Source organism: Bradyrhizobium sp. CCBAU 11434 (assembly GCF_028128895.1).
In the GTDB taxonomy this organism is placed as follows: Bacteria; Pseudomonadota; Alphaproteobacteria; order Rhizobiales; family Xanthobacteraceae; genus Bradyrhizobium; species Bradyrhizobium zhengyangense.
Window position 1 is genome coordinate 27,583 of sequence record NZ_LBJX01000088.1, and the last position, 25,618, is coordinate 53,200.

General features: G+C 62.2%; 26 protein-coding genes. 17 read left to right on the forward strand and 9 right to left on the reverse strand.

Annotated elements, in window-relative coordinates:
• Positions 1–28 precede the first annotated feature (28 nt).
• The 12 genes from XI06_RS20565 (at position 29) to XI06_RS20620 (ending at position 12,801) form a co-directional block, all read left to right on the forward strand.
• Positions 29–907, forward strand: coding sequence for a carbohydrate ABC transporter permease (locus XI06_RS20565; RefSeq protein WP_237862856.1), 879 nt, complete (start codon positions 29–31; stop codon positions 905–907).
• Complete coding sequence (locus XI06_RS20570) at positions 904–1,788, forward strand: carbohydrate ABC transporter permease (protein WP_237862855.1); 885 nt, start codon at positions 904–906, stop codon at positions 1,786–1,788. Before XI06_RS20565 ends, XI06_RS20570 begins: the two co-directional genes overlap by 4 nt.
• Positions 1,789–1,794: 6 nt before the next feature.
• Complete coding sequence (locus XI06_RS20575; protein WP_271606301.1) at positions 1,795–2,880, forward strand: ABC transporter ATP-binding protein; 1,086 nt, start codon at positions 1,795–1,797, stop codon at positions 2,878–2,880.
• A gap of 31 nt (positions 2,881–2,911) precedes the next feature.
• A complete protein-coding gene (locus XI06_RS20580) occupies positions 2,912–3,673 on the forward strand; it encodes a sugar phosphate isomerase/epimerase family protein (protein ID WP_237862853.1) in 762 nt (253 codons plus the stop codon).
• A gap of 20 nt (positions 3,674–3,693) precedes the next feature.
• Positions 3,694–4,863 carry a Gfo/Idh/MocA family protein gene (locus XI06_RS20585; RefSeq protein WP_333909354.1) on the forward strand — a complete coding sequence of 390 codons (1,170 nt, stop codon included), beginning with the start codon at positions 3,694–3,696 and terminating at the stop codon, positions 4,861–4,863.
• A gap of 75 nt (positions 4,864–4,938) precedes the next feature.
• Positions 4,939–5,994 carry a sugar phosphate isomerase/epimerase family protein gene (locus XI06_RS20590; protein ID WP_271606302.1) on the forward strand — a complete coding sequence of 352 codons (1,056 nt, stop codon included), beginning with the start codon at positions 4,939–4,941 and terminating at the stop codon, positions 5,992–5,994.
• A gap of 13 nt (positions 5,995–6,007) precedes the next feature.
• Positions 6,008–7,183, forward strand: a complete 1,176-nt coding sequence (locus XI06_RS20595) for a Gfo/Idh/MocA family protein (RefSeq protein WP_237862851.1) — start codon at positions 6,008–6,010, stop codon at positions 7,181–7,183.
• Between the two features lie 197 nt (positions 7,184–7,380).
• Entirely contained in the window at positions 7,381–8,856 is a 1,476-nt protein-coding gene (locus tag XI06_RS20600; RefSeq protein WP_237862850.1) for an ABC transporter substrate-binding protein, read from the forward strand.
• 9 nt (positions 8,857–8,865) lie between these two features.
• Positions 8,866–10,023, forward strand: a complete 1,158-nt coding sequence (locus XI06_RS20605; protein ID WP_237862849.1) for a carbohydrate ABC transporter permease — start codon at positions 8,866–8,868, stop codon at positions 10,021–10,023.
• On the forward strand, positions 10,020–11,204 hold the full coding sequence (locus XI06_RS20610; protein WP_237872547.1) for a carbohydrate ABC transporter permease: 1,185 nt from the start codon (positions 10,020–10,022) through the stop codon (positions 11,202–11,204). The genes XI06_RS20605 and XI06_RS20610 overlap by 4 nt, the downstream gene beginning before the upstream one ends.
• A 4-nt stretch (positions 11,205–11,208) precedes the next feature.
• Complete coding sequence (locus XI06_RS20615) at positions 11,209–12,291, forward strand: ABC transporter ATP-binding protein (protein ID WP_271606303.1); 1,083 nt, start codon at positions 11,209–11,211, stop codon at positions 12,289–12,291.
• Between the two features lie 129 nt (positions 12,292–12,420).
• Positions 12,421–12,801 carry a GNAT family N-acetyltransferase gene (locus tag XI06_RS20620; protein ID WP_271606304.1) on the forward strand — a complete coding sequence of 127 codons (381 nt, stop codon included), beginning with the start codon at positions 12,421–12,423 and terminating at the stop codon, positions 12,799–12,801.
• A gap of 17 nt (positions 12,802–12,818) precedes the next feature.
• On the opposite strand, the gene XI06_RS20625 is transcribed toward XI06_RS20620, so the two are convergent.
• On the reverse strand, positions 12,819–13,382 hold the full coding sequence (locus XI06_RS20625; RefSeq protein WP_271606305.1) for a hypothetical protein: 564 nt from the start codon (positions 13,380–13,382) through the stop codon (positions 12,819–12,821).
• Complete coding sequence (locus XI06_RS20630) at positions 13,379–15,112, reverse strand: serine hydrolase (protein ID WP_271606306.1); 1,734 nt, start codon at positions 15,110–15,112, stop codon at positions 13,379–13,381. Before XI06_RS20630 ends, XI06_RS20625 begins: the two co-directional genes overlap by 4 nt.
• Between XI06_RS20630 and XI06_RS20635 the strand changes: the two genes are divergently transcribed.
• The gene (locus tag XI06_RS20635) at positions 15,111–15,263 is read left to right on the forward strand and encodes a hypothetical protein (protein WP_271606307.1); all 153 of its coding nucleotides are present in this window, start codon (positions 15,111–15,113) and stop codon (positions 15,261–15,263) included. The two genes, XI06_RS20630 and XI06_RS20635, sit on opposite strands and share 2 nt — an antisense overlap.
• A gap of 242 nt (positions 15,264–15,505) precedes the next feature.
• Here XI06_RS20635 and XI06_RS20640 read toward each other — a convergent pair whose 3' ends face one another.
• Entirely contained in the window at positions 15,506–16,396 is an 891-nt protein-coding gene (locus XI06_RS20640) for an alpha/beta fold hydrolase (protein WP_271606308.1), read from the reverse strand.
• A 394-nt stretch (positions 16,397–16,790) separates the two neighbouring features.
• Between XI06_RS20640 and XI06_RS20645 the strand changes: the two genes are divergently transcribed.
• On the forward strand, positions 16,791–17,855 hold the full coding sequence (locus XI06_RS20645; protein WP_271606309.1) for a transglycosylase SLT domain-containing protein: 1,065 nt from the start codon (positions 16,791–16,793) through the stop codon (positions 17,853–17,855).
• A gap of 12 nt (positions 17,856–17,867) precedes the next feature.
• Here the strand turns inward: XI06_RS20645 and XI06_RS20650 are convergent, their stop codons facing one another.
• Positions 17,868–18,989 (reverse strand): tetratricopeptide repeat protein, encoded by a 1,122-nt coding sequence (locus XI06_RS20650; protein ID WP_271606310.1) that lies wholly within the window; start codon positions 18,987–18,989, stop codon positions 17,868–17,870.
• Positions 18,990–19,022: 33 nt separating this feature from the next.
• Positions 19,023–19,343 (reverse strand): hypothetical protein, encoded by a 321-nt coding sequence (locus XI06_RS20655; protein WP_237891048.1) that lies wholly within the window; start codon positions 19,341–19,343, stop codon positions 19,023–19,025.
• Between the two features lie 227 nt (positions 19,344–19,570).
• On the opposite strand from XI06_RS20655, the gene XI06_RS20660 reads away from it, so the two are divergent.
• Both XI06_RS20660 and XI06_RS20665 read left to right on the forward strand, forming a co-directional pair.
• Positions 19,571–20,737 carry a cytochrome P450 gene (locus tag XI06_RS20660; protein WP_237872527.1) on the forward strand — a complete coding sequence of 389 codons (1,167 nt, stop codon included), beginning with the start codon at positions 19,571–19,573 and terminating at the stop codon, positions 20,735–20,737.
• Between the two features lie 245 nt (positions 20,738–20,982).
• Entirely contained in the window at positions 20,983–21,582 is a 600-nt protein-coding gene (locus XI06_RS20665) for a flavin reductase family protein (protein WP_271606311.1), read from the forward strand.
• Here XI06_RS20665 and XI06_RS20670 read toward each other — a convergent pair.
• Positions 21,579–21,962, reverse strand: a complete 384-nt coding sequence (locus XI06_RS20670) for a hypothetical protein (protein ID WP_128949975.1) — start codon at positions 21,960–21,962, stop codon at positions 21,579–21,581. The two genes, XI06_RS20665 and XI06_RS20670, sit on opposite strands and share 4 nt — an antisense overlap.
• Positions 21,963–22,163: 201 nt before the next feature.
• Here XI06_RS20670 and XI06_RS20675 point away from each other — a divergent pair, with 201 nt between their 5' ends.
• Positions 22,164–22,322 (forward strand): hypothetical protein, encoded by a 159-nt coding sequence (locus XI06_RS20675; RefSeq protein ID WP_237863369.1) that lies wholly within the window; start codon positions 22,164–22,166, stop codon positions 22,320–22,322.
• Between the two features lie 133 nt (positions 22,323–22,455).
• On the opposite strand, the gene XI06_RS20680 is transcribed toward XI06_RS20675, so the two are convergent.
• From XI06_RS20680 to fliN, 3 genes are all read right to left on the reverse strand, one after another.
• On the reverse strand, positions 22,456–23,604 hold the full coding sequence (locus tag XI06_RS20680) for a M20 family metallopeptidase (protein ID WP_271606312.1): 1,149 nt from the start codon (positions 23,602–23,604) through the stop codon (positions 22,456–22,458).
• 225 nt (positions 23,605–23,829) lie between these two features.
• The gene (gene flbD, locus XI06_RS20685; protein ID WP_237862834.1) at positions 23,830–25,215 is read right to left on the reverse strand and encodes a sigma-54-dependent transcriptional regulator FlbD; all 1,386 of its coding nucleotides are present in this window, start codon (positions 25,213–25,215) and stop codon (positions 23,830–23,832) included.
• Positions 25,216–25,266: 51 nt separating this feature from the next.
• Positions 25,267–25,617 (reverse strand): flagellar motor switch protein FliN, encoded by a 351-nt coding sequence (gene fliN / locus XI06_RS20690; RefSeq protein ID WP_237862833.1) that lies wholly within the window; start codon positions 25,615–25,617, stop codon positions 25,267–25,269.
• Position 25,618 lies beyond the last annotated feature (1 nt).

Sequence of the window (25,618 nt, forward strand, 5' to 3'; positions counted from 1 at the left end):
GTCGATCCCTCTCCAATCCGGCGATACGATGCGCCTTTCGCTGACCTCCAAACTGTCCGTCATCTCGGCGCTCCTGCCGGCGCTGATGGTGATGCTCGTCGTCTATATCGGTGCCACGAGCTGGACGGCGTGGATGTCGCTGACCAATTCGCGGATGCTGCCGAACAACAATTTCGTCGGCTTCCGGCAATATCAACTGCTGTTCACCAACGATCGCTGGATCACCTCGGTCCACAACATCATCATCTACGGCGTGCTGTTCGTCTCGCTGGCGCTGCTGATAGGGTTCCTGCTGGCGGTCGCGATCGACCAGCGGGTGCGGGCCGAGGACACCATCCGCTCGATCTACCTCTATCCCTATTCGATGTCCTTCGTGGTCACGGGGCTGGTGTGGCAGTGGCTTCTGAACCCGACCCTCGGCGTCCAGTATGTGCTGCGCAGCTGGGGTTTCGCGGGCGCAACCTTCGACTGGATCGTGCGGCCGGAGACGGCGATCTACTGCCTGGTGATCGCCGGCGTCTGGCAGGCCTCGGGCCTCGTGATGGCGATCATGCTGGCCGGTCTTCGCGGCGTCGACGATGAAATCTGGAAGGCGGCAAGGGTTGATGGCCTGCCGAAATGGCGGGTCTACATATCCATCATCATCCCGATGATGGGCGCGAGCTTTGCGACCGCCACGGTGCTGCTCTCGACCGCCGTCGTGCGCCTCTACGACCTGTCGGTGTCGATGACCAATGGCGGCCCCGGCATCGCTTCCGAAGTGCCGGCCAAGTTCGTCATGGACCATCTGTTCGAGCGGGCCAATATCGGGCTCGCAACCGCGGCCGCCACCACCATGCTGGTGACCGTGATCGCAGTCGTCGCGCCCTATCTTTATTGGCGCGCGCGCAAGGGAGAGGTGCGATGAGCGCGATCGCTCTCAGCTCTGTCAGGCCGAGGCGCGTCAACCCGGCGCGTTGGGGTCTCTATGCGTTCATCCTGATCACTGCACTGTACTTCCTGCTCCCGCTTTACGTCATGATCGTCACGTCCCTGAAACCGATGGCCGAGATCCGGCAGGGCCATCTGCTCGCGCTGCCGGCCTCGCCGAGCCTTGCGGCATGGGTCAGGGCCTGGACGTCGGCCTGCACCGGGCTCACCTGCGAGGGCATCAGGACCGGATTCTTCAATTCGCTGCGGATATTGGTGCCGTCGGTGGTGATCTCGATCGTCGTTGGATCGTTGACCGGCTACGCGCTGTCGCTGTGGCGCGTGCGGGGCGCCAACATCCTGTTCGGCGCGATGATGGTCGTCGCCTTCATCCCTTATCAGGTGTTCATCTATCCGCTGGTGCGGGTGTTCTCGTTTACGGGGCTCGGCCAGTCGCTTGCCACCATCGTGACCATTCACACGATCTTCGGCCTTCCGACCATGACGCTGCTGTTCCGCAACTATTTTAGCTCGCTGCCGATCGAACTGTTCAAGGCCGCGCGCATCGACGGCGCCGGCTTCTACCAGATCTATGCCCGCATCATGATGCCGATGGCGACGCCGATGATCGTCGTCGCGGTGATCCTGCAGACCACCGGCATCTGGAACGATTTCATCCTCGGGCTGGTGTTCGCCGGCCGCGACAATCTGCCGATGACCGTGCAGCTCAACAACATCGTCAACTCGACGCAAGGCGAGCGCGCCTACAATGTCGACATGGCGGCCACGCTGCTCACCGCATTGTTGCCGCTCGTGATCTATTTCGGCTCCGGCCGCTGGTTCGTTCGCGGCATCGCCGCGGGCGCTGTGAAGGGCTGAGGCAACATGGAACGCTCCAACGTCGATATCACGAAGCTGCAGATCGGCTTTGGCGGGTTGAAGGTTCTGGAGAATCTCGACCTTCACGTCGACGCCTCCGAATTCCTCGTCCTGCTCGGCCCCTCCGGCTGCGGAAAGTCGACGCTTCTGAACGCCATCGCGGGACTGATCGAGGTCAAGGGCGGCCAGATCCGGATCGGCGATCGCGACGTGACCTGGGCCGAGCCGAAGGATCGCGGCATCGCCATGGTGTTCCAGAGCTACGCGCTCTATCCGCGCATGAGCGTGCGCAAGAACCTGTCGTTCGGACTGAAGGTTGCCCGCACGCCGCAGGGCGAGATCGATAGCCGCGTCGGCGAGGCCGCAAAGATGCTGCGGCTGACCGAGCTGCTCGACCGGCGTCCGTCCGAACTGTCCGGCGGACAGCGCCAGCGCGTCGCGATCGGCCGAGCGCTGGTGCGCCATGCCGGCGTCTACCTGTTCGACGAGCCGCTCTCCAATCTCGACGCCCAATTGCGCGCCGAGCTCAGGGTCGAGATCAAGCGGCTGCACGCGCGCCTCGGCGCCACCATGATCTACGTGACGCACGACCAGATCGAGGCGCTCACCCTTGCCGACCGTATCGCCGTCATGCAGGGCGGCGTCATTCAGCAGCTCGATACGCCGAAAAAGATCTATCGCGAGCCGGCCAACCGCTTCGTAGCCTCCTTCGTCGGCTCGCCCGCGATGAATTTCCTTCGCGGCCGGATTGTCCGTGATGGCGGCCCGGCGTTCATCGCCGGAGATGTCAGGTTCGACCTGAACGGCTACGCGTTCCGTTCGCCGCTATCAGATGCCCCCGCCGTCCTCGGCATCCGTCCCGAGCACATCGAGATCATCGGCTCCGATCATCCGTCCGCCGTGACGGCACGAGTCGAGATGGTGGAACCAATGGGCGCCGACGCGCTGATCTGGTGCCGCCTTGCCGACGGGACCGCGTTCTCCTTCCGCGCCGATGCCGATGCAAAGGCAGGCGCGGGCGATGTCCTTGGCTTGCGGTTTCCAGCCGAAGCTTTCTCGCTGTTCGACGACCAGTGCGGACAGCGTCTTTAACTCCGTACCCCACCTCGCACGAGAATCCAGCATGACCACGCCGATAGACCGACTGTCCTTCCAGCTCTATTCCGCCCGTTCGATCGAACCGCTCGAGGCGCAGTTCAAACTGCTTGCCGGTCTCGGCTACAGGATGGTCGAGCCCTGGGGCGCGCTGTTCAACGACACCGATACGTTGAAGCGGCTGCTTCAACACCATGGCATGACCGCGCCGAGCGCGCATGTCGGCCTCGACCGGCTGCGCACCGACGCGGCCGGCACCGCAAAGCTCTGCAAGGGATTGGGTATCGATACGATCTTTGCCCCGGCGCCGCCGCCTGGCGAACGCGAGGGTGGCGAGAAGGAGTGGCGCGGCATCGGGCGCGAGCTGGCCGCGATCGGCAAGGCGGTGACAGGCGAAGGGCTGCGCTTCGGCTGGCACAACCACCATTGGGAATATGGCCGCACCGCCAGCGGCGTGACCTATCTCGAATGCCTGTTCGAGGAAGCGCCCGAACTCGTCTGGGAGGCGGACCTCGCCTGGATCGTACGCGGCAACGGCGATCCCGTCGCCGAAATCAAGAAGCACGCGGGGCGCCTTGTCGCCTGCCACATCAAGGACCTCGCACCGTCAGGGCAATGCGCGGACGAGGATGGCTGGGCCGATCCCGGCCACGGCACCATGGACTGGCCTGCGCTTCGGGCCGCGATGAAGGAAGCGAGCGTGTCGCTGTTCGTCGCCGAACATGACAAGCCGAACGATGTCGCTCGCTTCGCGCGCCGGGCGCACGAGACCGTGACCGCTTGGACTTGAAGGACTTGGAGCTGAAAGACATGAGTGACATGAACAAGCTCGGCGTCGGCGTCGTTGGATGCGGCAACATTTCGACGATCTACCTGCGGAACATTCCGAACTTCCGCGATCTCAGGCTGGTCGCCTGCGCCGACCTGCGCCCCGAGGTCGCACGCGACCAGGCCGGGCTATTCGGCATCGAGGCCTTGACGATCGAGGCGCTGCTGGCGCGTCCCGATATCCAGATCGTCGTCAATCTCACGACACCCAACGCGCATTTCGCGGTCAGCCACGCCGCGCTGACCGCCGGCAAGCATGTGTTCGGCGAGAAGCCGATCACGGTCGAGGCCGCCGATGCGGCTGCGCTGGTCAGCGAAGCGGCGCAGCGCGGCCTCAAGCTCGGCTGCGCGCCCGACACGTTCCTCGGCGGCGGTGGCCGGACCGCGCGCGAGCTCATCGATGCGGGCAGGATCGGCAAGGTGCTCTACGGGACCTGCTTTCTGATGTCGCACGGGATGGAGCACTGGCATCCCGACCCCACTTTCTTCTTCAAACCCGGCGGCGGACCCATCCTCGACATGGGGCCCTATTACCTTGCGGCCCTGATCAATCTCCTGGGATCGGTGACGCATGTGCAGGGACGCGCGAGTTCCGGCTTCGCCACGCGGCTTGTCTCCTCGAAGGGGCCGATGAACGGCAAGACGATCGCAGTGGAGACGCCGACGACGGTGATGGCGCTGCTTCACTTCGAGACGGGCGCCGACATCGTCTTCACGATGAGCTGGGACGTCTGGAAGCACGGACATGCGCCGATCGAGCTGTACGGCACCGAGGGATCGCTGCGCGTGCCGGATCCGAACTTTTTCGGCGGCGTGGTACAATATACCGAGAAAGGCAGCGACTGGATTTCGCTCGCAGCCGACGACCGCGCGTTCGGCAAGCCCAATTGGCGCTCGCCGAATTGGGCCGATCACATGCCGAGCCAGGCCAATTATCGCTGTCTCGGCGTCGCCGAACTCGCAAGCTCGGTGTTGCACGGTACGCCGCACCGCGCCTCCGGAGCGCTGGCAAGCCATGCGCTCGAGGTGATGCACGCCACCCTGAAGGCGGGTGTCGAGGGCGGCGAGATCGCCGTACAGTCGCGTGTCGATCGGCCCGCGGCAATGTCCGAGACCGACGCGTTGGCGCTGTGGGCGGCGGAGACGTTCTGACGCACGGCCGACGTCGCGGCCTCGCCGTACCGTCGCTCAGGCCGCCACGCGAAACAAGTAAGAAGGAATCATTCGATGAAGATGATCAAGGGACCGGCAATTTTCCTCGCTCAGTTCGCATCCGACACCGCGCCGTTCAATTCCTTCGATTCGATCTGCAAATGGGCCGCCTCGCTGGGCTACAAGGGCGTCCAGATCCCGAGCTGGGATGGACGGCTGTTCGACCTCAAGAGGGCGGCGGAGTCGCAAGGCTATGCCGACGAGGTAAAGGGGGTCGCCGCCGGTCACGGCCTCGCGATCACTGAGCTTTCGACCCATCTCCAGGGCCAGCTGGTCGCCGTTCATCCGGCCTATGACGCCGTGTTCGACGGCTTCGCCGTGCCTGAAGTGCGCGGCAATCCGAAAGCGCGCACCGAATGGGCCGTCGACCAGGTCAAGTCAGCGATCCGCGCTTCAAAGCGCCTTGGGCTCACGGCGCATGCGACCTTTTCCGGCGCACTGGCCTGGCCCTATATTTATCCATGGCCGCAACGTCCTCCGGGCCTCGTCGAGGAGGCGTTCGACGAGCTCGCCAGGCGGTGGCGGCCGATCCTCGACGATGCCGACGCGCATGGCGTCGATATCGCCTACGAGATTCACCCCGGCGAAGATCTCCACGATGGCGTCTCCTACGAGATGTTCCTCGAAAGGGTGAACAACCATCGCCGGGCCAACCTGCTCTACGATCCCTCGCACTTCGTGCTGCAGCAGCTCGACTATCTCGATTACATCGACATCTACCACGACCGCATCAAGGCCTTTCACGTCAAGGACGCCGAGTTCAACCCGACCGGCCGACAGGGCGTCTATGGCGGCTTCCAGAGCTGGGTGAACCGAGCCGGCCGCTTCCGCTCGCCGGGCGACGGGCAGATCGATTTCGGCGCGGTGTTCTCCAAGCTGACGCAGTATGATTACGACAGCTGGGCGGTGCTCGAATGGGAATGCGCGCTGAAGCATCCCGAGGACGGTGCGCGCGAGGGCGCCGAATTCATCAGGAACCATATCGTCCGCGTCACCGAAAAGGCCTTCGACGATTTCGCCGGTGCCGGCACCGACGTCGAGATGGTCCGCAAGATGCTTGGCATCTCCTAGAGCGAGGCAACAGATGGCAATCGAGGCAGGCAACGAGGCCGGGGGTCACCGCCGTATTCGGCTCGGCATGGTCGGCGGCGGGCAGGGGGCTTTCATCGGAGCGGTGCATCGCATCGCTTTCAGGATCGATGACCAGTTCGAGCTCGTGGCCGGTGCGCTCGCTTCGGATCCCGCCCGCGCCAAAGCTTCGGCAAAGGAGCTCGGGATTGCCGCGGACCGCGCCTATGGCAGCTTTGAGGAGATGGCAAGATCGGAAGCCGCCCGCGCCGACGGCATCGAGGCGGTCTCGATCGTCACCCCCAATCACATGCATGGCCCGGTGGCAAAGGCGTTCCTCGAAGCCGGCATCCATGTGATCTGCGACAAGCCGCTGACGACGACGGTCGCGGAGGCCGAGGAACTGGCAGCGCTGGTGGAAAAGACCGGCAAGGTCTTCGTCGTCACGCATAATTATGCGGGCTATCCGATGATCCGCCAGGCCCGCGCCATGGTGGCATCAGGCGATCTCGGCGAGATCAGGCTGGTCCAGGCCGAATATCTGCAGGACTGGTTGACGGAGCGGCTGGAGGCCACGGGCCAGAAACAGGCGGCGTGGCGCACCGATCCGGCCCGCTCCGGTGCCGGCGGCTGCATCGGCGACATCGGCACCCATGCCTATCATCTCGCCTGCTTCGTCAGCGGGCTCGAGCTCGACGCGCTGCTTGCGCAGCTCTCGACTTTCGTGCCGGGCCGGCTGCTCGACGACGACGTCCAGATCCTGCTGAGGTGGAAGGGCGGCGCCAAGGGCATGCTTTGGGCGAGCCAGGTCGCGGTCGGCAATGAGAACGGATTGAAGCTGCGCGTCCACGGCACCAAGGGCGGCCTCGAATGGGCGCAGTCCGATCCGAACTATCTCTGGTTCACGCCCTATGGCCAGCCGAAGCAGCTGCTGACCCGCGGAGGCGCCGGCGCGCTACCGGACGCCGGCCGCGTCACCCGCATTCCGTCAGGTCACCCCGAAGGCTACCTCGAAGGATTTGCAACGATCTATGCCGAAGCCGCGCGCGCAATTCGCGCCGCCACATCAGGCGTCAAACCCGATCCGGCGGTGATTTATCCGACGGTGCATGATGGGCTCGCCGGCATGAAGTTCATCGACGCCGCAGTGAGATCATCGGCGGCCGATGGCGCCTGGGTCCGCGTCGGTTGATAAACTGCGCCGCTGCACGTGGTCTTGCTGCGCTTGCACACCGGGTCGAGGCCTGAAGGACGGCGCGCCATCAAGCAAATAAAGGCCATCCAGCAAATAAAGAATGCGCCGGCTTTCCCGGGCGGCGAAATGCTGTAGGCTGCGGGTTGTGCGGGCTCAGGCCTGCACTTCAATAAAAATGTACACGGGAGGGACCTATGGACATTCGGAAGCTTGCGACAGCTGCCGCGTCGGCCGTCGCCTTGTGTGGATGGTCGGGCATCGCCGCTGCCGGCCAATATGACGGCATTACGATCAACATCCTGACGCGCCCGGGACCGGTCATCGCCGGTGCAGTGTCCCAGCGGGGCAAGGAATTCGAGAAGCTGACGGGCGCCAAGATCATCGTCAACGAAGTGCCTTATGCCGAGATCTTCCCGAAGGTTCAGCAAGACTGGTCCACGGGCACGAACTCCATTGATGTCGCGGTCTTCGCCGCCGGCTGGGGCGTCGAGCTCGCGGCGGCAGGGTTGCTCGAAAACCTCGATCCCTACATTGCGAAGGACGGCAAGATCGACGTCCAGGACATCGCTCCCTATTTCCGCGAGTTTGCCCAGAAGATCGGCGGGCATACGATGGTGATCCAGGTCGATGGCGACTTCCAGATGGTCTATTATCGCAAGGACATCCTGGAAAAGAACAATCTGCAGCCGCCCAAGACCTGGGACGACTATCTCGCCATTGCCAAGGCGATCAACGGCCAGGACATGAGCGGTGACGGCAAGCCGGGCTACGGCTCCTGCATCTTCAAGAAGCGGAATGCGCAGAGCTATTTCGCCATACAGACGATCGCTTCGACGATCGTTCAGACCCAGGGTACGGCCCAGGGCTTTCAGTTCGACAACGCCACGATGAAGCCCCTCGTCAACAATGCCGGCTGGAAGAAGGCCTTTGAGCTCTACAAGGAGACGAGCAAATACGGACCGCCTGAAGAGCTGAACATGGACATCGGCGACACCCGTGCCCTGTTCAAGTCGGGCCGCTGCGGCCTCCTGATCGAATGGGGCGATCCGGGTCCGCTCCAGCTCGAGGACGACGCAAAGGGGATCAAGAACAAGCTCTACGCCACCAATGTCGGTTCGAAGGAAGTCTTGGACCGCAAGACCGGCAAGCTTGTTCCCGTCAGCAAGGAGTCTGCACCGAATGCGATCGACGGCATCAACTATGCGCCGTTCTCGGCCTTTGGCGGTTGGGGTGGCGCGATCAACGCCAAGTCGGATCGCAAGGTCAAGCAGGCGGCTTACGACTTCCTGTCCTACATCAGTCAGAAAGAGCAATCCAACGTCGACGTGACCATGGGCTGGACCGGCTTCAACCCTTACCGCCTGAGCCAGCTCAAGAGCACGGACCTCTGGGTGAAATCGGGCATGGATGAGGGCCTTGCCAAGAACTACATGGGCGCCATCAACGACGCCCTCAACAATCCCAATATGGCCTCGGACCTCAAGATTCCCGGTGCGCAGCAGTACACCGGCGTCGTGCTCGACACGGAGCTGGCGCGCTACATGGCCGGCGAGATCACCGTGGACGAAGCCTTGAAGAACATCGACGCGGGCTGGGAAAAAATCACCAAAGACTTCGGTCGCGACGAGCAGATCAAGCAGATGGCACTCGCTGTCGGACCTGCAAAGTGAGCGAGCCCGATGTCTGAGGTGACAGTTACGAGCCAGCCGGGGATTTCCCCGGCTGGACTTTCTCGGGGTGAAAGCTGGGGCGAATGGTTTGACCGCCATTCGAGAACGTTTTTCATTGCCCCGGCCGTTACGCTCGTCCTGCTCTTTGCGATTTTCCCGACCTTCTACACGATCGTCTTCGCGATCAGTCATGTCAGGTTCTCGGCCACCGGTCTAAAATTCCGGATGGTCTGGTTCGAGAACTTCGCGGCCCAATTTGCCGGCAACCAGCAGGTTCACTTCCTTGGCCGCTTCACCACCATGAGCTTGACCGGCTGGGTCTTCAGCCTGCTGATGGCCGGCGCTCTCTTGTGGTGGCTCTATCGCGCTGTTGTCAGCGGAGTAAGCTGGGTGGGCCTCGCCGGGCGGTTGATCAGCGCGGCCATGGCCATGTTCATCGCGCTTCTATTCGCCGCCACGCTGCTGTCAGGCAATCAATGGGGCACGCTGCTCAACACCCTGTTCTATGTCGTCGTCGGGTGCTCCATCCAATTCGTCATCGGCTTGATGCTGGCCTTCCTGTGTTCACAGCCCGTGAGCGGCAAGAATTTCTTCCGGGTCCTGTTCTTCATCCCCCTCATGATCACCCCCCTCGGGGTCGGCTACGCCTTCAAGATGATCCTCGACGTGACCAAAGGTCCGTTCCAGCCCTTCTGGCAATTTGTCGGTCTCGGGAATTGGGCATGGTCGACCGATGCCTGGGCCGCTCGCTGGTTCGTTATCCTGGGCGATTCCTGGCAATGGATCCCCTTCATCTTCATCGTCCTGCTGGCCGCACTGGAGAACGTGCCCAAGGATCATGTCGAGGCCGCTCAGGTCGATGGTGCCTCCAGCTTCCAGATTTTCCGCGAAATCACCTGGCCGCAGATTCTTCCGGTCGCGGCAACCGTCATGCTTATTCGCATGATCGAGGCGTTCAAGATCGTGGATCTGCCGAACATCATGACGGCAGGAGGGCCCGGGATCGCGACCGAGTCGATGACACTGCATTCGCTGTTTCTCTGGCGTGCCAACAACATGGGTGATTCCGCCGCCGTGGCCTATCTTCTCCTGATATTGACCGTGGTCGTCTGCTCCTCGTTCTTCAACTATGTGGTCCTCAAACGATTGCGCAGGGCGCGGGCATGAGCGGGGCGACTTACGGAATCTCCAAGCCGGCGCGGTCGCTCAGACAACGGCTGTTCGAGCCGCCCGCCGTGGGCAAGATGTCCCTGATGGCCAACCTTGTGGCCGGGGCCATCCTGTTGTTCTGGTCGCTGTTCGTGCTCTTTCCGATCTATTGGGTGGTCATTACGGCCTTCAAGGATGCCTGGACCGTCAACAACGGGCCGTTCTTTATCCCCTTCGTCGATTTCCAGCCGACGTTGAAAGGTTGGACTGCGCAATTCGCAACAGACCCCTATTGCGATGCCTATTCCGTCGGCCGCCAGCTTGTCCTGCTGGTCCACAATCTGTTCGCCTTCATTGTTTCGCCTGTTATCGCGATCGAAAGAATGGAGCCGCAGATTTGCAAGGTCTACCTCGCTTATACGAATTCCTTTGTGATCAGTTTCGGCGCCACCGCGCTTTGCATTGCGGTCGGGTCCATGGCTGCCTACGCATTGGCGCGTATCAGCTACAAGCCGAAGTTCGGCAACGTCGTGGTGTTCGTGCTGCTGGCCCTGTCGGCCATCGTCGCGTCCAATTATTTCGACGTTCATTGGGCGATCTCGGGCTCCGTTGGCCTCGCTTTGTTTTTCCTTCTGGCCCGCAGCCTGGGGCGCCGTTTCAAGACCACGCTCGGAAATAACGACATCCTGTTCTGGATCGTATCTCAGCGCATATTGCCGCCGATCGTCGTCATCATCCCGGTCTACATGATGTTTCAGTCGGTCCGCATGATCGACACCCACCTCGCGCTGATCATCGTCTACGCGGTCGCCAATCTGCCGATCGTGGTCTGGCTCATGCATGACTTCTTCGCCAATCTTCCCGTTGAACTGGAGGAATCGGCACAGCTCGACGGCTCGTCGCGCTTCGAAATCTTTTGGGACATCGTGTTGCCCCTGACCCGTCCGGGGCTCGCTGCAACCACCCTGCTGACGCTCATTCTCAATTGGAACGAGTATCTCTTTGCGATCTTCCTGACGACCGCTCGCGCCCTGACCATGCCGATCATGGTTGCCGCCAAGAACACGGGGGAGCGCGGCATTCTCTGGTGGGAGATGTGCGCCATCATCATGATCATGATCCTTCCGGTCATCATCATGGCCATTGTGTTGCAGCGCTATATCGCCAAGGGCGTCCTGCTTGGCGCGGTCAAGGGATGAGCGGATGAACAGTGTCATTTCGGCCGCTGCTCGTCAGGTCCCGGTCCGTTTCGAAAAGGTACGGAAATATTTCGGTAGCGTGAAGGTGCTCGAGGACTTCAACCTGGACATCGCGCCAGGCGAATTCCTGGTGCTGCTCGGCGCGTCCGGCTCGGGAAAGACAACTGCGCTGCGCATCCTCTCCGGCCTCGAGACCGCCAGCGCCGGCCGCGTCTTGATCGGAGACCGCGATGTCACCGACATCCTGCCGAAATACCGCGATATCTCGATGGTGTTTCAATCCTACGCGCTTTACCCGCACAAGACCGTGGCCGAGAATATCGGCTTTCCGCTCAAGGTTCGCCGCATTCCCGAAGCCGAGCGTGCCGCCGCGATCAAGGAGGCTGCAGCTCAAGTCCAACTCCAGACCCTGCTCGATCGCTATCCAAGGGAGCTATCCGGAGGCCAGCGTCAGCGGGTTGCGCTGGCGCGGGCCATCATCCGCCGCCCGTCGGTGTTTCTCATGGATGAGCCGCTTTCAAATCTCGATGCCAAGCTTCGCGGTCACATGCGCGCCGAGCTGAAGCACATGCAGCAGTCGCTGGGCATCACGACCATCTATGTGACACACGACCAGATCGAAGCCATGACCCTGGCCCACCGGGTCGCGATCCTGGAAAAGGGCGTCTTGCAGCAGCTCGATACGCCGGCAAACACGTACAACGATCCTGCCAATCTGTTTGTCGCCCAATTCATCGGTTCGCCGCCGATGAATATCATCCACGGGGCTCTCGACGGCACGGCCTTCATGGGCCACGGAGCCCGGCTGACATCACCGGTGCCAGGCAAGATCGCCAAGGCCGTCCTCGGCGTGCGGCCTGAGGACTGCACCATCGTCGAACACGACAAGGGCGATCTGAAGGGCGAAATCTACGCCAACGAATTGATCGGCGACCATACGCTTGTGACGGTCAAGGTCGAAAATGACTTCATCGCCGTGAAGGCCCCCAAGCAGTTTGCCGGCAGGCAAGGCGAGCGCATCGGCATCTCGCTGACGCCGCCACGCTCATTCGTTTTCGATGCCGAAAGCGGCGCGCGCGTGCGCTGAGAGACATCGGTGGCGCGATGTGTTATGCGAGGCCAATCGATCGGAGCTGGCCTCGTGTCGTGTGTTCTCAGACCGCCCCTGCTTGAAGAGCTGCCGGCACTCTCTGCTTTGTGCCTCCGGTCAAAAGCTGTGTGGGGCTACGACAAGGACTTCATCGAAGCCTGCCGCAGCGAGCTCACCATCGAACCCGGTGACATGCGGTCGAGTGCGATTGCCGTGGCGGAACAGGACCGCCAGATTGTCGGGATTACCCAAATTAAGGTGACCGGCGACGAAGCAGACTTGTTGAAGTTGTTCGTCGAACCGACGATGCTTCGCGGCGGTGTAGGAACGAAGCTGTTCCACTGGGCTATCAGCCAAGCGGCTCGAATGGGTGCCGAGCGCATGTCGATCGAAGCCGACCCGGATGCCGCGCCGTTCTATCGACGAATGGGCGCCAAAGACTGTGGCCTCGCCCCCTCAGGCTCGATACCTGGTAGAATGCTTCCCAAGCTGGTCAGGGAGTTGTGATCGGCCAGAGTTGCGTGTTATGCCCGACGGCCAGTCGAAACAGTTGCTGATCCGCCAGATCGCCCGATCCCGAGACGCTCGCAAACGTATTCAACGCTGTCTTCGATCGAAATTTTCGACGTGTCCAGCACCTCGAATCCACCCGCCTCAGCCTCACCGCGCAGAAATCTTGCCCAGTTCATCATATCGGGATTGGCCAAGTCAGGCTGGTTGCGTTCGTTAACGAGGCGATGCGTTCGGCTTTCATCGTCACAATGCACCAGGACGATGCGAGCCCTTGCAATCCCGGCAGCTGTCAACCCCTCCGTGATGAACGACAGCCGCATCTGGCCTTCAAATAGAACAGGGAGAGTATCAATTTCTCGCGCAATCCGGGCCAGCCACTCGATGGTCATCGCGCGCTGCCAACCGCCTCCTGGCCGCGATTCTGCGCCCCATCTCGCAATGCGTTCCTCCGGAGACGGAACTCCGATGCTGTCAAACCGGAACACGCGAGTAAGCCTCGGATGTTGCCGCTCGATCCTTTCTGCAATCGTCGTCTTGCCCGAACCCGACGCTCCTGTAAGGATGACCAGCCTCATTGCGCTGACTTCGAACCGATCGGATCGAGCGAGGTCTTGTCGAATCGCAGCTGCTTGACGCGGCCGTCGTCGATCGACATTGCATTGCACTTGCCATCGTCTGCGCACACGAACTTCAGGTTTCCGATCGGAAAGCCCGTCGAGAACGCGTCAACCCCGACAGGCTGCAGATCGAGGTCTCCCCGCGGGGTGTGCACCATCAGCACGTCCTCGCGAAGGAACACGTCATAGATGACGCCGAGCTCTGTGCTGTAGTAGTGGCCCTCGTACGCTTTGAGTCGGTCTGCTGCGGGCTTGCTGATCGTGATCCGCTTGAGAGCAAGATTGGCGCCGTTCTGGTGCAGCACTGCGTTCTGAGCCGTTCCGCCTGCCGCGACTTCGTCGAAGACGATTTCGGCGGGAACGACCCTCAGTCGGAAGGCGGTGTTGGAGACAGCGTACATCGGAAAGGATGGCTGGCCGGTCGCGCGTGTGACGAGATGGTCATTGTCCTTGCTGATGGAAATGATGAACCCCGGCCTGAGTTCATAGTCGCCAACGTAGGCATCGAGAATCTTGGGGTCGACCGCAACTTCCGGCTTGTCGTCAAGGGTCGGCTTGTCGGGAGCAGGCTCGAGCAACTCCTTGAGATAGAGGTCGGCGATCTTGAATGAGAGCGCTGCCGGGTTCAGATCTCCCGCGTTTGCCAGGATCACGACCGAGAAATGCTGGTCCGGGAATCTGAGAATATTGGTCCGGTATGCGGCATCGCCGCCGGCATGCTCAACCGTTCTGAGCCCGCGATACTTTCCGATAGATAGGCCCGATGCGTAATTGATGTTCTTGCCGTTGTTGAGTTTGCCCTTCTGCTGCATCTCGGCGAGCAGCGTCAGGCCGCCGACGTCTCCGGTGTAGAAGTTCTCGTCCCAGCGCGCCAGGTCGCCGACCGTGGAAAACAGGCTCGAAGGTCCGACCGTCGAATAGGTGAGCGCGATGTATTGGTATTTGCCGTCCGGCTGCCGGGCGTAGGAATAGGCCCGGTCCTTGACGATCATGCTGTACTTGTCTTGGAAGTGTGTGTGAGACATGCCGAGAGGTTCGAAGATGCGCTCCTTCGCGAACTCCGGCAGCGTTTGGCCGGACACCTGCTTCACCACCATCGCGAGCAACGTGTAACCGCTGTTGCTGTAGAGGAACTGATCGCCGGGCGCGAAGTTCAACTCGGTTTGCTGAAACAGCAGGCGCGCAACATCGTCGTCCGTGATCTCGTCGTCCAGCCGCCACCCCGCGAGCGCCAGAAGATTCCACTGGTCGCGAACGCCGCTGGTGTGGTGAAGCAGTTGGCGAATCGTTATCAACTTACCGAAGTCGTGCAGCTTCGGAACGAATTTGCGAACATCGTCGTCCAGAGACAGTTTTCCTTCGTGAGCGAGGAGATGGATCGCGAAGGCCGTGAACTGCTTGGAGACCGATGCGAGGTGGAATACGGTTGCTGGCGTGTTGGGCACGCCATACTCCAGATTGGCCGCGCCATAGCCCTGGCTGTAGATGATCTTGCCGTCTTGCAGGACAGCGACGACAGCGCCGGGTGAGTTCGGTTCAGCCCATCGCGCGAACAGCTGATCGACGGCCCGCTCCAAGGGCCCATTGCTTGATGTGGCGGCGGGCGAGGGGACCGATTGAGCGGCGACGACAGCAGGTGCTGAAAGATACAGCGCCGCAAAGGCCGCCGTAACAATCCTGGAGAGCATGACGGTTTCCCTGATTGACGCTCAGAATCTTCGCGGCATGAACACAGCGCTCAAGCGCGCAATGTTGGAAATTGGTGCGCTGCTGAAGGGCCTCTCGACCATTGTCATGTCACTGCAGCACGGCGGATGCCGCTCGGTCCAGTCGCGATGAGCCATCGGCTATTGCGAGTTTTCATTCGATGATTATGAATGGAATCGACGCAAAAAACATCCATAAGATGCGGTGACGGGCTGGAAATTGACATCGGGCAGGCTCTCCATTGAGGACCGGAGCGCGAACCGGGAGTTAGGCTGCCGGTTCGGTTTGAATTGGTTTGCCTACCTCTTTCAGATCAACCCAAAGCGTCGTTCGTTGTTGTGGAAGATGCCTATCGCAAGATAGAGCCCATGATCCTAGGCCTCGAAGAAGCCGGCTAATTCCTTGGCAGTTTCCGACGGAAACTCTTCAGGGAAGAAGTGACCACCAGCCACGGCATGTCCTTCCACATTTTCGCACCATCCGCGCCAGATCGCCAATGGACCGCCTTCTCCACCATACCACGTCGCCGGTCCGCCGCCGCCGCTCCAAAGCGCCAGGGTTGGGCAGACAATTTTGTTTCCGGCAGCGCGATCGGCGACATCGTGATCACGGTCGAGCGTTGCTGCTGCACGGTATTCTTCGCAAATGGCATGGAGATGTTCGCGATCTCTGAGCATTGCCGCGTAGCTTGCGCGAACCGCTTGTGGGAAGATCGAAGACGGCGAGCCCCAGCCCGATAGCGCGCCTTGAATAACGGCATCTGCCGCGACGCCGATGGTGTCCTCTGGGAGAGGAGCCGGTTGAGCAAGCAAGCTCCACGGCCAGAAGCTTAGCGCAAAGCGAGCGTCGGCCCGACTCCACGCATCCGCCGTCGGTATGATGTCGAGCACCGCAAGTTTTTGGACGATTGACGGACAATCAAGCGCCATTCGATAGGCAACGCGTCCTCCGCGGTCGTGCCCGGCAACCATGAAGCGGTCATGCCCAATCCGCTTCATGAGCTTGATCATGTCGTTAGCCATCGCACGCTTTGCGTAAGGGGCGTGATCGGGAGCCGATGCCGGAGTGCCGCTCTGCCCATAGCCGCGGAGATCAGCGCAGACCACCGTAAATTTTTGTGCCAGGATTGGCGCAATGTCCCGCCACATCAGATGGGTTTCAGGGAAACCGTGCAGCAGGAGTAGCGGCGGGCCATCTCCCGCGATCCTTGCAAAGATTGGCGTCGCTTCAAGGTTTACCAGACGGGATTCAAAGCCGACGAACATGGAGCGCCTCCTTGTTCATGTCATGCATTCTCTTCGATCGAACCGGCTGACTTGTTACAGGAACCGACGCGTATGTTCAGCGTCATGGCCGGCCACGGCCGGCAACATCCGACCAGCAGCAGCGGAATCTCGGCGCGGCGCATGCCGGCAGTTCCACGAATCCGATCCTATCAGCGATGCGCTGTTCGACGCCGACGGCAGCGCGCTGAACCGAGGCGGCACGCCGGGCGGCTGGCCTTTGACCCAAAGTGGGACATGTTCCATGATTGGCGAGGCAGAAAATCTGCCCCTGTTCACCACATTTAAACCTTAAGATTCTACGAAGGGGACTCACCATGGGCCGCAGGAACATGCCAACAGCCTTCGTACGGAAGCCATCCGTGGACTTCGGGCAATGAAGGTTTGGCAGACCAGCTGCATCGTGGCTGTCATCGCCGCCGTGGGACTTTATCTGGCTGGCGGAAACAGATCGGCCGCGACGGCGCCTGAGGTCATGCTGGAAGCGGCAGCGAACTTTGCAGCTTCTGCGAACATGGCGGCTCCCGCCAACATTATGACTCCTGCGAACATGGTGACGCCTGCGTTATACGCAGAGGCATCCGCCAGACTCGCGGCCGCGCTTCGGGCAGAACGACCAGAGCTGGGCGCCGCGACGTCAGCAGGTTCCGCGCCGTCGAGCACCGGGGCCGACATCGCCGATCGTCCGGCCGGGCCGAAGCTGGCGTCGTTGGGAGATGATATCGTCCAGTCGCTACCGGCAGCACGCGAAGCGTCCGACGGTGCCCCCAAAGCGGCGTCGACGCCGGATTTTCGCTATCTGACCTATTACATCTGGTCCGAAGTACCGCCCGCCGAGAAACCGGCGGAGACCGTCTTGCGTGCGTTCAAGGACATCCCGCTCGGAACGCCGGCCGAAGAGATCAAGCGCGTTTCCGATGCGTTTGGTCTCGATGTCAATTTCATGATGGCGGTTGCCAAGATCGAATCCGGTTTCAACCCCAATCAACGCACCGGGTCGTATATCGGCCTGTTTCAGCTGAGCAAATATGAGTTCGGCAAGTTCGGCTCCGGTCAGATTCTCAACCCGCGGGACAACGCCGTAGCGGCCGCCTACAAGATCATTACCGAAGGCGTGCAGTTCGAGTGGATCACGCATCGGAAGCCGGACATGAGCGACCTTTACCTGATCCATCAGCAAGGCTGGGAAGGCGCCGCTGAGCACATCAGCCGGCCTGCTCGCACCGCCTGGAAATCCATGTGCGCCACCGGCGAAGGCAAGGAGAAGGGCGAGAGGTGGTGCAAGCGCGCGATCTGGGGCAATGCACTTCCGGCATTCAAGCGAAGCTGGAAATCGGTGGACAACGTGACGTCAGAAGCGTTCGTCGGCATGTGGCGCGGCCGGGTCGCCGAATTCTACACCAAATATGTGGCGACCGCCGCTGCGGCGGCGAACCCGTAAGTCCGTTGTAGATCACCGGACGGCTCCACCGCTACCCGGCGAATGCTTCTCCAAGGCGAGCGCGATCTTTTCCAGGGAGGCGTTCTTGCCCTGGATTTCGACGAGTTCCCGTTCGAACATCTCGATCATCTTCGGCCTGGACAACCACCCGCGCGCATGCGTGCCTGTTCGGGAGCAGAGCCAGGTCGCCACCGCTAGCAAGACAACAACAATCGCGATCCATGAGAGTACCTGCTCCGGAGCGAAGTCTGCGATAGAGCGACGAATATCGCCCTTGAGCAGGTACGCCGTGGCGCGGCCGTTACGGGCGTCGCTGTCGTTTGGATCGAGCGCGATCATCTGATCGTAGTCGGCGATGGCGCGGTCGAGGTCACCTTTGGCTCGATAGGCATAGCTGCGGTTGGCGTAGGCGTCCCTGTAGCTCGGATAGAGCGCGATTGCCTGACTGCTGTCGGCGATGACGCGATCGAGGTCACCTTTCTCCCTGTATGCAACGGAGCGGTTGTAGTAGGGCAGTGCATAGCTTGGATCGAGTGCGATCGCCTTGTCGTAGTCGGCGATGGCGCTATCGGGATCTCCCTTGATGAGGTAGGCGTAGCCTCGAGCGCAAAGTGCGCTGGCGTTGTTCGCATCGAGCTGGAGACTGTCGGTGTAGTCCGTGATGGCGCGGTCGAGGTCACCTTTGGCTTGATAGGCGTAGCCGCGCTCGCCGTATCCGACCCGCTTTCCATAGTTCGACAGGCCGCCTTCGAACGCCCGGTCGACGTCCGCTATCGCCCGGTCGTAGTCGTGCCGCTGGTTGTAGATTCCCGCCCGGTTGAGCAGTGAGCTGACCGCCTTCGGGTCAATCCGGATCGCCTCGGCGTAGTCGTCGAAGGCGCGGTCGACGCGATCGGCGTAGCTTGTCCATGACCAGGAATAGCCGCGGTGATGATACAGGTCGGAGAGGTCCTGGTCGTCGTAGACTCCGCTCTGGATCGCGCGTGTACAAGCGGCGATCGCCGCGGTAGCAGTGTCCTTCGACGTTTTCAGGCACTCCTGTCGATCGTCGGCTGCCGCTGGCTGGCTGACAGAAACGGCTGTCGCGAACGTCAAGACAATCAGCCAGATGTGCGCGGAAATCCCTAAGCGCATATCTCTTCTCCCCGTGATGCGCCGCTGTTCGAGCTAACCCGGGGACGGCTTTTCCAGAGCGGCCGCGATTCTCTCCAGCAATGCGTTGGTGCGCTTGTTTTCGGCGACCTGCTGCTCATAGAGATCCACCCAGCTCGTGCCGGATGATGAGCGTCGGCTCGTGCGCGCGTACCATAGCCAAACGCCCACCAGCGCCAGGAACGGCAACCAGGACACAATCACGCTAGCGATCCAGGGTGGCGAACCACCGTGTGGTGCGTTGATGAACGTAAAGCCAACGAAGAGAGCAACGACGAGAGCGATCCATATCGCGACAAACAGAAGCCGAACTCGAGGCTTGGTCTTTTCAGTCACGGAGGTTCCCTTGGGTTGGTCTAGGCAAGTAAATACTATCATTGGTTGATCGACCTTCCCATGCCCTCGCTGATGCGGTCGCTGCGCGTGGTTAGCCGTTTCTTTGCGGGATGCCCCGTCTTGTGAACGCACGCTCCGATGCCACCTGTCCCTATCACTAGGGACAGACGGGCGCCGCGGATTTCGCTAGTCTGACCTCAATCAAACGAGAATCCAGGGAGCCCGCCTTGAGCACCGCGCCGCGCGTCGATATCGACCCCACTTCGTTCTGGGCCGATCCTTATCCGATGCTGGCAAGAATGCGCAAGGAGGCGCCGATCGCCTTCGTGCCCCAGCTCGGCTCGACGCTGCTGACCAGCCGCGACGACATCTCGATCTCGGAGAAGCAGATCGACGTGTTCTCCTCGCACCAGCCCGCCGGCCTGATGAACCGTCTGATGGGCCACAACATGATGCGCAAGGATGGCGAGGCGCATCAGGTCGAGCGCCGGGCGATGTTTCCGACGGTGTCGCCGAAGACGGTGAAGGCGCACTGGACCGCGCTGTTTCAGGCCCATGCCGATCGCATCATGAACGCGATCGAGCCGGGCCGGATCGATTTCATGCGCGACTTCGCGCTGCCGTTTTCCGGCGAGTGCCTGAAGTCGATCACCGGCCTCACCAATATCGGCTTTGCGGACATGGATGCCTGGTCGCAGGGCATGATCGAGGGCATCGCCAATTACGGCGGCGATCCCGCAGTCGAGGCGCGCTGCCACGCTGCGACGTCGGGCATCGATGCTGCGATCGACGACATCCTGCCGGTCATGCGCAAGCATCCTGATCAGAGCATTCTCGGCGTGCTGCTCGCCTCCGGCATGCCGATGGAGAGCGTGCGCGCCAACGTCAAGCTCGCAATCTCGGGCGGCCAGAACGAGCCGCGCAAGGCGATTGCCGGCACGGTATGGGCTCTGCTCACCCATCCCGAACAGCTCGACCTCGTGCGCAAGGGCGAGGTGTCGTGGCTGCAGGCGTTCGAGGAATATGCCCGCTGGATCTCGCCGATCGGCATGTCGCCGCGGCGCATCGCGAGGCCATGGAGCATTCGCGATGTGTCCTTCGAGACGGACGAGCGCGTGTTCCTGATGTTCGGCTCGGCCAATCGCGACGAGAAGCATTTCGAGCGCCCCGACGCGTTCGACGTGCGGCGCGACACCTCGAAGAGCGTTGCCTTCGGCGCCGGTCCGCATTTCTGCGCCGGCGCTTTCGCCTCGCGCGCCATGATCGCCGACGTCGCTCTGCCGACCGTGTTCGCGCGCGCCCATGGAATCGAGCTCGCCGATGACGAGCCGGTGCGGATCGGCGGCTGGGCGTTCCGGGGCTTGCAGAACTTGCCGGTTCGGTGGCAGCACTAGTCTAGCCGGGCAGGGCCATCCAGCCGAATGCCGCCATCATGCCACCCTACTCCTGTTTTGCCCGACGGGTCAAATCGATTTCGGATAATTCGTAGTCTGTCGCATTCGGACGCCCGCCTACTTTGCATGGGGTTGTTTTCGCGTTTCTTGAGCTTGCCGGTCTCGAAGGCTCGATCCTGAACCATCTTTTGTCGGCGGACGATCGTACCTAAATAGAGGGAAACCCCGCTTTGGGGACCATGCCCATGAACATAGTGCCCCGCGATCTCATGACCGAAATTCCCGTCTCGTCCGCCGATTTCCGCGGCGCCATGCGTCACCTCACCGGCGGCGTCAGTGTCATCACCGCCGGGCGGGGCAAGGACGTCACCGGCATGACGGTGACTTCAGTGACCTCGCTCTCGGTCGATCCGCCGACGCTGCTGGTCAGCATCAACCGCGATGCCTCGTCCTTCCCGCTGATCCGGCGCCACGGCGCCTTCGGCGTGAACATCCTCGCGGCCGACCAGCTCGACATCGCCGAGCGCTTTGCCGGCAAGGGTGGACTGAAGGGGGCCGATCGTTTTGCAGGCAGCCAGTGGGTCACGGCCATATCAGGCGTGCCGTTGCTGGTCGGCGCTTTATCGGCCGTCGATTGCGAGGTCGAGGACATCATCGAGCGCCATTCGCACGGCATCGTCATCGGCCGCGTCAGGGATGTCAGGAATTCGACGCGCAACGCCGCGCTCGCTTACTGGCACGGCCAATATGTGGCGATCGACCATGAGGAGGACGCAGCCCGGCTCGTCGAGGTCAGCGTCCCCGGGCCGGCACGTCCACGCCAGGTGAGCAAGCTCTATGACTAGATCGTCAGCACGGTCAGCGTGGCCGGCGTATCGATGATGACCTTGCTGTTGCGGACGCTTTGCCAGACAGCCGTGACCGGCTGTGGGGTTTGGACCAGGGGCACGCCGACGACGAGCGTGGTGGGGATGCGCCCGGTGGATTGCGGCTGGGCCTCGTTGTAGGTGAAGGTCGCCGTTACGGCCTGCACGGTGTTGCCCACCTGGATGCCAAAAGTCCCGCCGGGAAAATCATTGCCCTGTGCGTAGGGGTTTGGGACGTTCAGGATGACGATCGCGGTGATGCCGACGCCGCCGGGAAGGGTGACGGTCAGGCCTGGAATGGCCGACCACGAGCCGGAGCTGGTCGAGTGAGTCCCGCTGCTTTGCGCATAGAGAGTCATGAAATCGTCCTCCCGTTGTTTCAGTGATCCTATCAACAACAGGTTGCGCGCGGCAATCGATTTTGCCCGCGTTGCGTGTGAAGAGTGCGTGACGCCGCGGTGCGGCAGAAGGTCTTGCCCGGTGGCAATTTGCCTGCTCGCGGCCTAAAAGGCCCGCCTGAGCGGGGGTCGCTCCGTCTCTCCGCAATGTGGTGTCAGGATTTGATCAAGCGTCTTGCAGTCTGGGTCTTCTACGCCGTCGGCGCGCTGGCGATCGCCTATCTGGCGCTCTACGCCTATGCGATGTCTCGCGGCCAGCCGTTCGTGCCCGGCGATCCCATCCACATTTTTCGCAAGCCCGACGCGCCGAGTTATTCGTGACGGTCTCGCAGGGTGGGTTAGCCCCGCGACTGCGCGAAGCGCAGACGCTGAGCGTAACCCACCATGCTTCGGCGAACGCCGGACGAAGTTGGTGGATTACGCCTTCGGCTAACTAATCCACCCTACGGCACCTTCACCCCCGCAGAATCGCCAGTGCCAGCGTCTGCGCACGCGGCACGATGCTGTCGAGCTCGAGATATTCCTCCGGCGAATGGGCGAGGCCGCCCACAGGGCCGACGCCGCAAATCGTCGGCGTCCCCACTGCGGCGGTGAAGCCGGAATCGGCACATCCGCCGGAGAACTCGCCTTGCAATGTGGTGAGCCCCGCCCGCCTCGCCGCAGCCTGGTAATCTTCGAACAGTGCCTTTGAGCTTTCGCTCTGCACGACGGGCACGAACTCGCCCTTGATCGTCAGCGTCGCGGTGGTGCCGGGCACGTAAGGCGTCGCGATGATCCGTTCGATCTCGGCCATGACAGTGGCGCGATCCCTGGGGTCGACGTAGCGCATGTCGATCTGGCCCTCGGCATAAGGCGCCGTCGTGTTGACCGACTGGCCGCCCGAGATGAGACCGACATTGAGCGTGATGCCCTTGGTGAGGTCGGTCAGCGCGTGGATTTGCGTGATCTTATGCGCGAGCTCGCCGATCGCGCTGATGCCCGCCGCGAAATTGGCGCCGGAATGCGCTGCCTTCCCGGTGATGGCCATATGCATGAAGATGCCGCCCTTGCGGCTGGTGACGACGTTGCCGGTCGGGCGGCCCGGTTCGGAGTTGAACACGGCGCGCGCTGAGCGCCCCTCGCGTTCGATCACCGGCCGCGAGGAGGGCGAGCCGATCTCCTCGTCCGAGGTGATCAGCAGCTTGATCGGATGCGGGTTGCCGCCGAATTTGTGGAAGGCGGTGGCCACGAAGATGTTCATCACAACGCCGGCCTTCATGTCGGCGACGCCGGGCCCATAGGCGCGCTTGTCCTTGATCGTGAACGGGCGCTTGCCGGCCTCGCCCTTGCCGAACACGGTGTCGCGATGCCCCATCAACAGCACCGGCTTCTCGTTGCTTCCCGGCTTGGCCACTTCGGCATGGATGGCATCGCCAAACGTGCCGTGGCTCTCGCGCCGGAACGGAATGCCGTGCTCGGCAAAGTGCCGCTCGAACCGCGCACCGACCGCATCGACGCCTTCCTTGTCATAGGATCCGGAATCGATGTTCACGACGTCGCGCAACAGATCGATCATCGCCTGCCGCTGCGACGCCAGCCAATCGGTGATTTGAGCTTCAGACATGTGTTTCCTCGCGTGGTTCTCGCGAGCGTTATAGGGCCTCGCGCGGCGATGACCTAGTCGCCGGATGCGGTGCGGCCATGTCGCGTGCTGCGAGTTGAGACCCTCATCGTCGTCCTGGCGAAAGCCAGGACGACATCGAGGGTGTGGCGGGCGGGTGAGCCTCCAAAAGAAAATGCCCGGGACTGACCCGGGCATTCGTTCGTCAGCTTTATGTTCTGAGGGGCCCTACGCCCCGATCATCGGCATCCGCGGATACTCACCCGGCGTGCCGGCCGGCGTGACCGGGATGCCGCCGTCGGCATATTCGTTGAGCTTGTTGCGCAGCGTGCGGATCGAGATGCCGAGGATGTTGGCGGCATGGGTCCGATTGCCGAGGCAGTGCTTGAGCGTCTCCAGGATCAAATCGCGCTCGACGTCGGCGACGGTGCGGCCCACCAGCGCGCGCGTCACCTGCTCGGCGGCCATGGTGGCATGCGCCACGGCGGGCGGCGTCTTGGCGAGGTCGAGGCGGTCGCCATCCGGGGTGAGGATCGCATCGGGGCCGATCTCGTCGCCCTGCGCCATCAGCACCGCACGGTGCATGGTGTTTTCCAGCTCGCGAACGTTGCCCTGCCAGCGGTTGGTGGAGAGCACGCGCTTGGCTTCGGCCGAGATGGGGCGCATCGGCACGCCGTTGGCCTCGGCGTATTTCTTCACGAAATGCTGGGCGAGCTCCATGATGTCGGCGGGACGCTCGCGCAGCGGCGGGATCTTCAGGTTCACGACGTTGAGGCGGAACAGCAGGTCCTCGCGGAACGTGCCTTCGCGCACCGCGTCGGCGAGGTTGCGGTTCGAGGTCGCGATGATGCGGATGTCCACCGGCACCGGCTTGGTGCCGCCGACGCGGTCGATCACGCGTTCCTGGATGGCGCGCAGCAGTTTCGATTGCAGGCGGACGTCCATCTCGGAGATTTCGTCCAGCAGCAGCGTGCCGCCGGTCGCTTCCTCGAACTTGCCGATGCGGCGGGCGATCGCCCCGGTGAAGGCGCCCTTCTCGTGGCCGAACAGCTCGGACTCCAGGAGATGCTCGGGGATCGCGGCGCAGTTGATCGAGATGAACGGACGCTTGGCGCGGGCCGAGCGGGTGTGGACGTAGCGCGCCAGCACTTCCTTGCCGGTGCCGGATTCGCCGGTGATCATCACCGAGGCATCGGAGCCTGCGATCTGTTGGGCGAGCTTGATCACCCGCGCCATCGCGTCGTCGCGATAGACCAGTTCGCGGGAATCGTTGGCGACGGCGGCCAGCACCGCTGCGATCAGCTCCGGATCCGGCGGCAGAGGGATGTATTCCTTGGCGCCGGCGTGGATCGCGGCGACCGCGGCGCGGGCATCGTTGGTGATGCCGCAGGCGACGATCGGAGCGTGGATATGCTCGGCCTCGAGCCGCATCACGAGGTCGCGAATGTCGAGGGCGACATCGACCAGCAGGAGGTCTGCGCCCTTGCCGCCGCGCAGCACGCGCATCGCCTGCTCGTGATCCTCGGCATGGGTCACGGTGGCGCCATTCTCCATCGCGATCTTGGTGGCGGTGGTGAGCTGGCCCTTCAATGTGCCAACGATGAGAAGCCGCATGTCAGTCTCCTGTCCGTCTGGTCGCGCTGCCGCGCGTCTATTCTTGCGCTACTAGCTGCGTTCGGTCTTGATGATTTCGGTCATGGTCACGCCGAGCTTGTCCTCGACGAGGACGACTTCGCCGCGGGCGACCAGCTTGTTGTTGACGTAGATGTCGATCGCCTCGCCGACGCGGCGGTCGAGCTCGAGCACGGTGCCCGGTCCGAGCTTGAGCAACTCGCCGACATCCATCTTGGAGCGGCCGAGCACGGCCGAGACCTGCACCGGCACGTCGAAGACGGCTTCGAGATCGGCGGCGACGCGCGAGGCATATTCGTCCTCGTTGTAGCCGACGTCGGCGCCGGCAGGCGGCAACGGGCCGTTGAGATCGGGCAGCGGGACCTGTCCGTCGTTCTCGCTCATG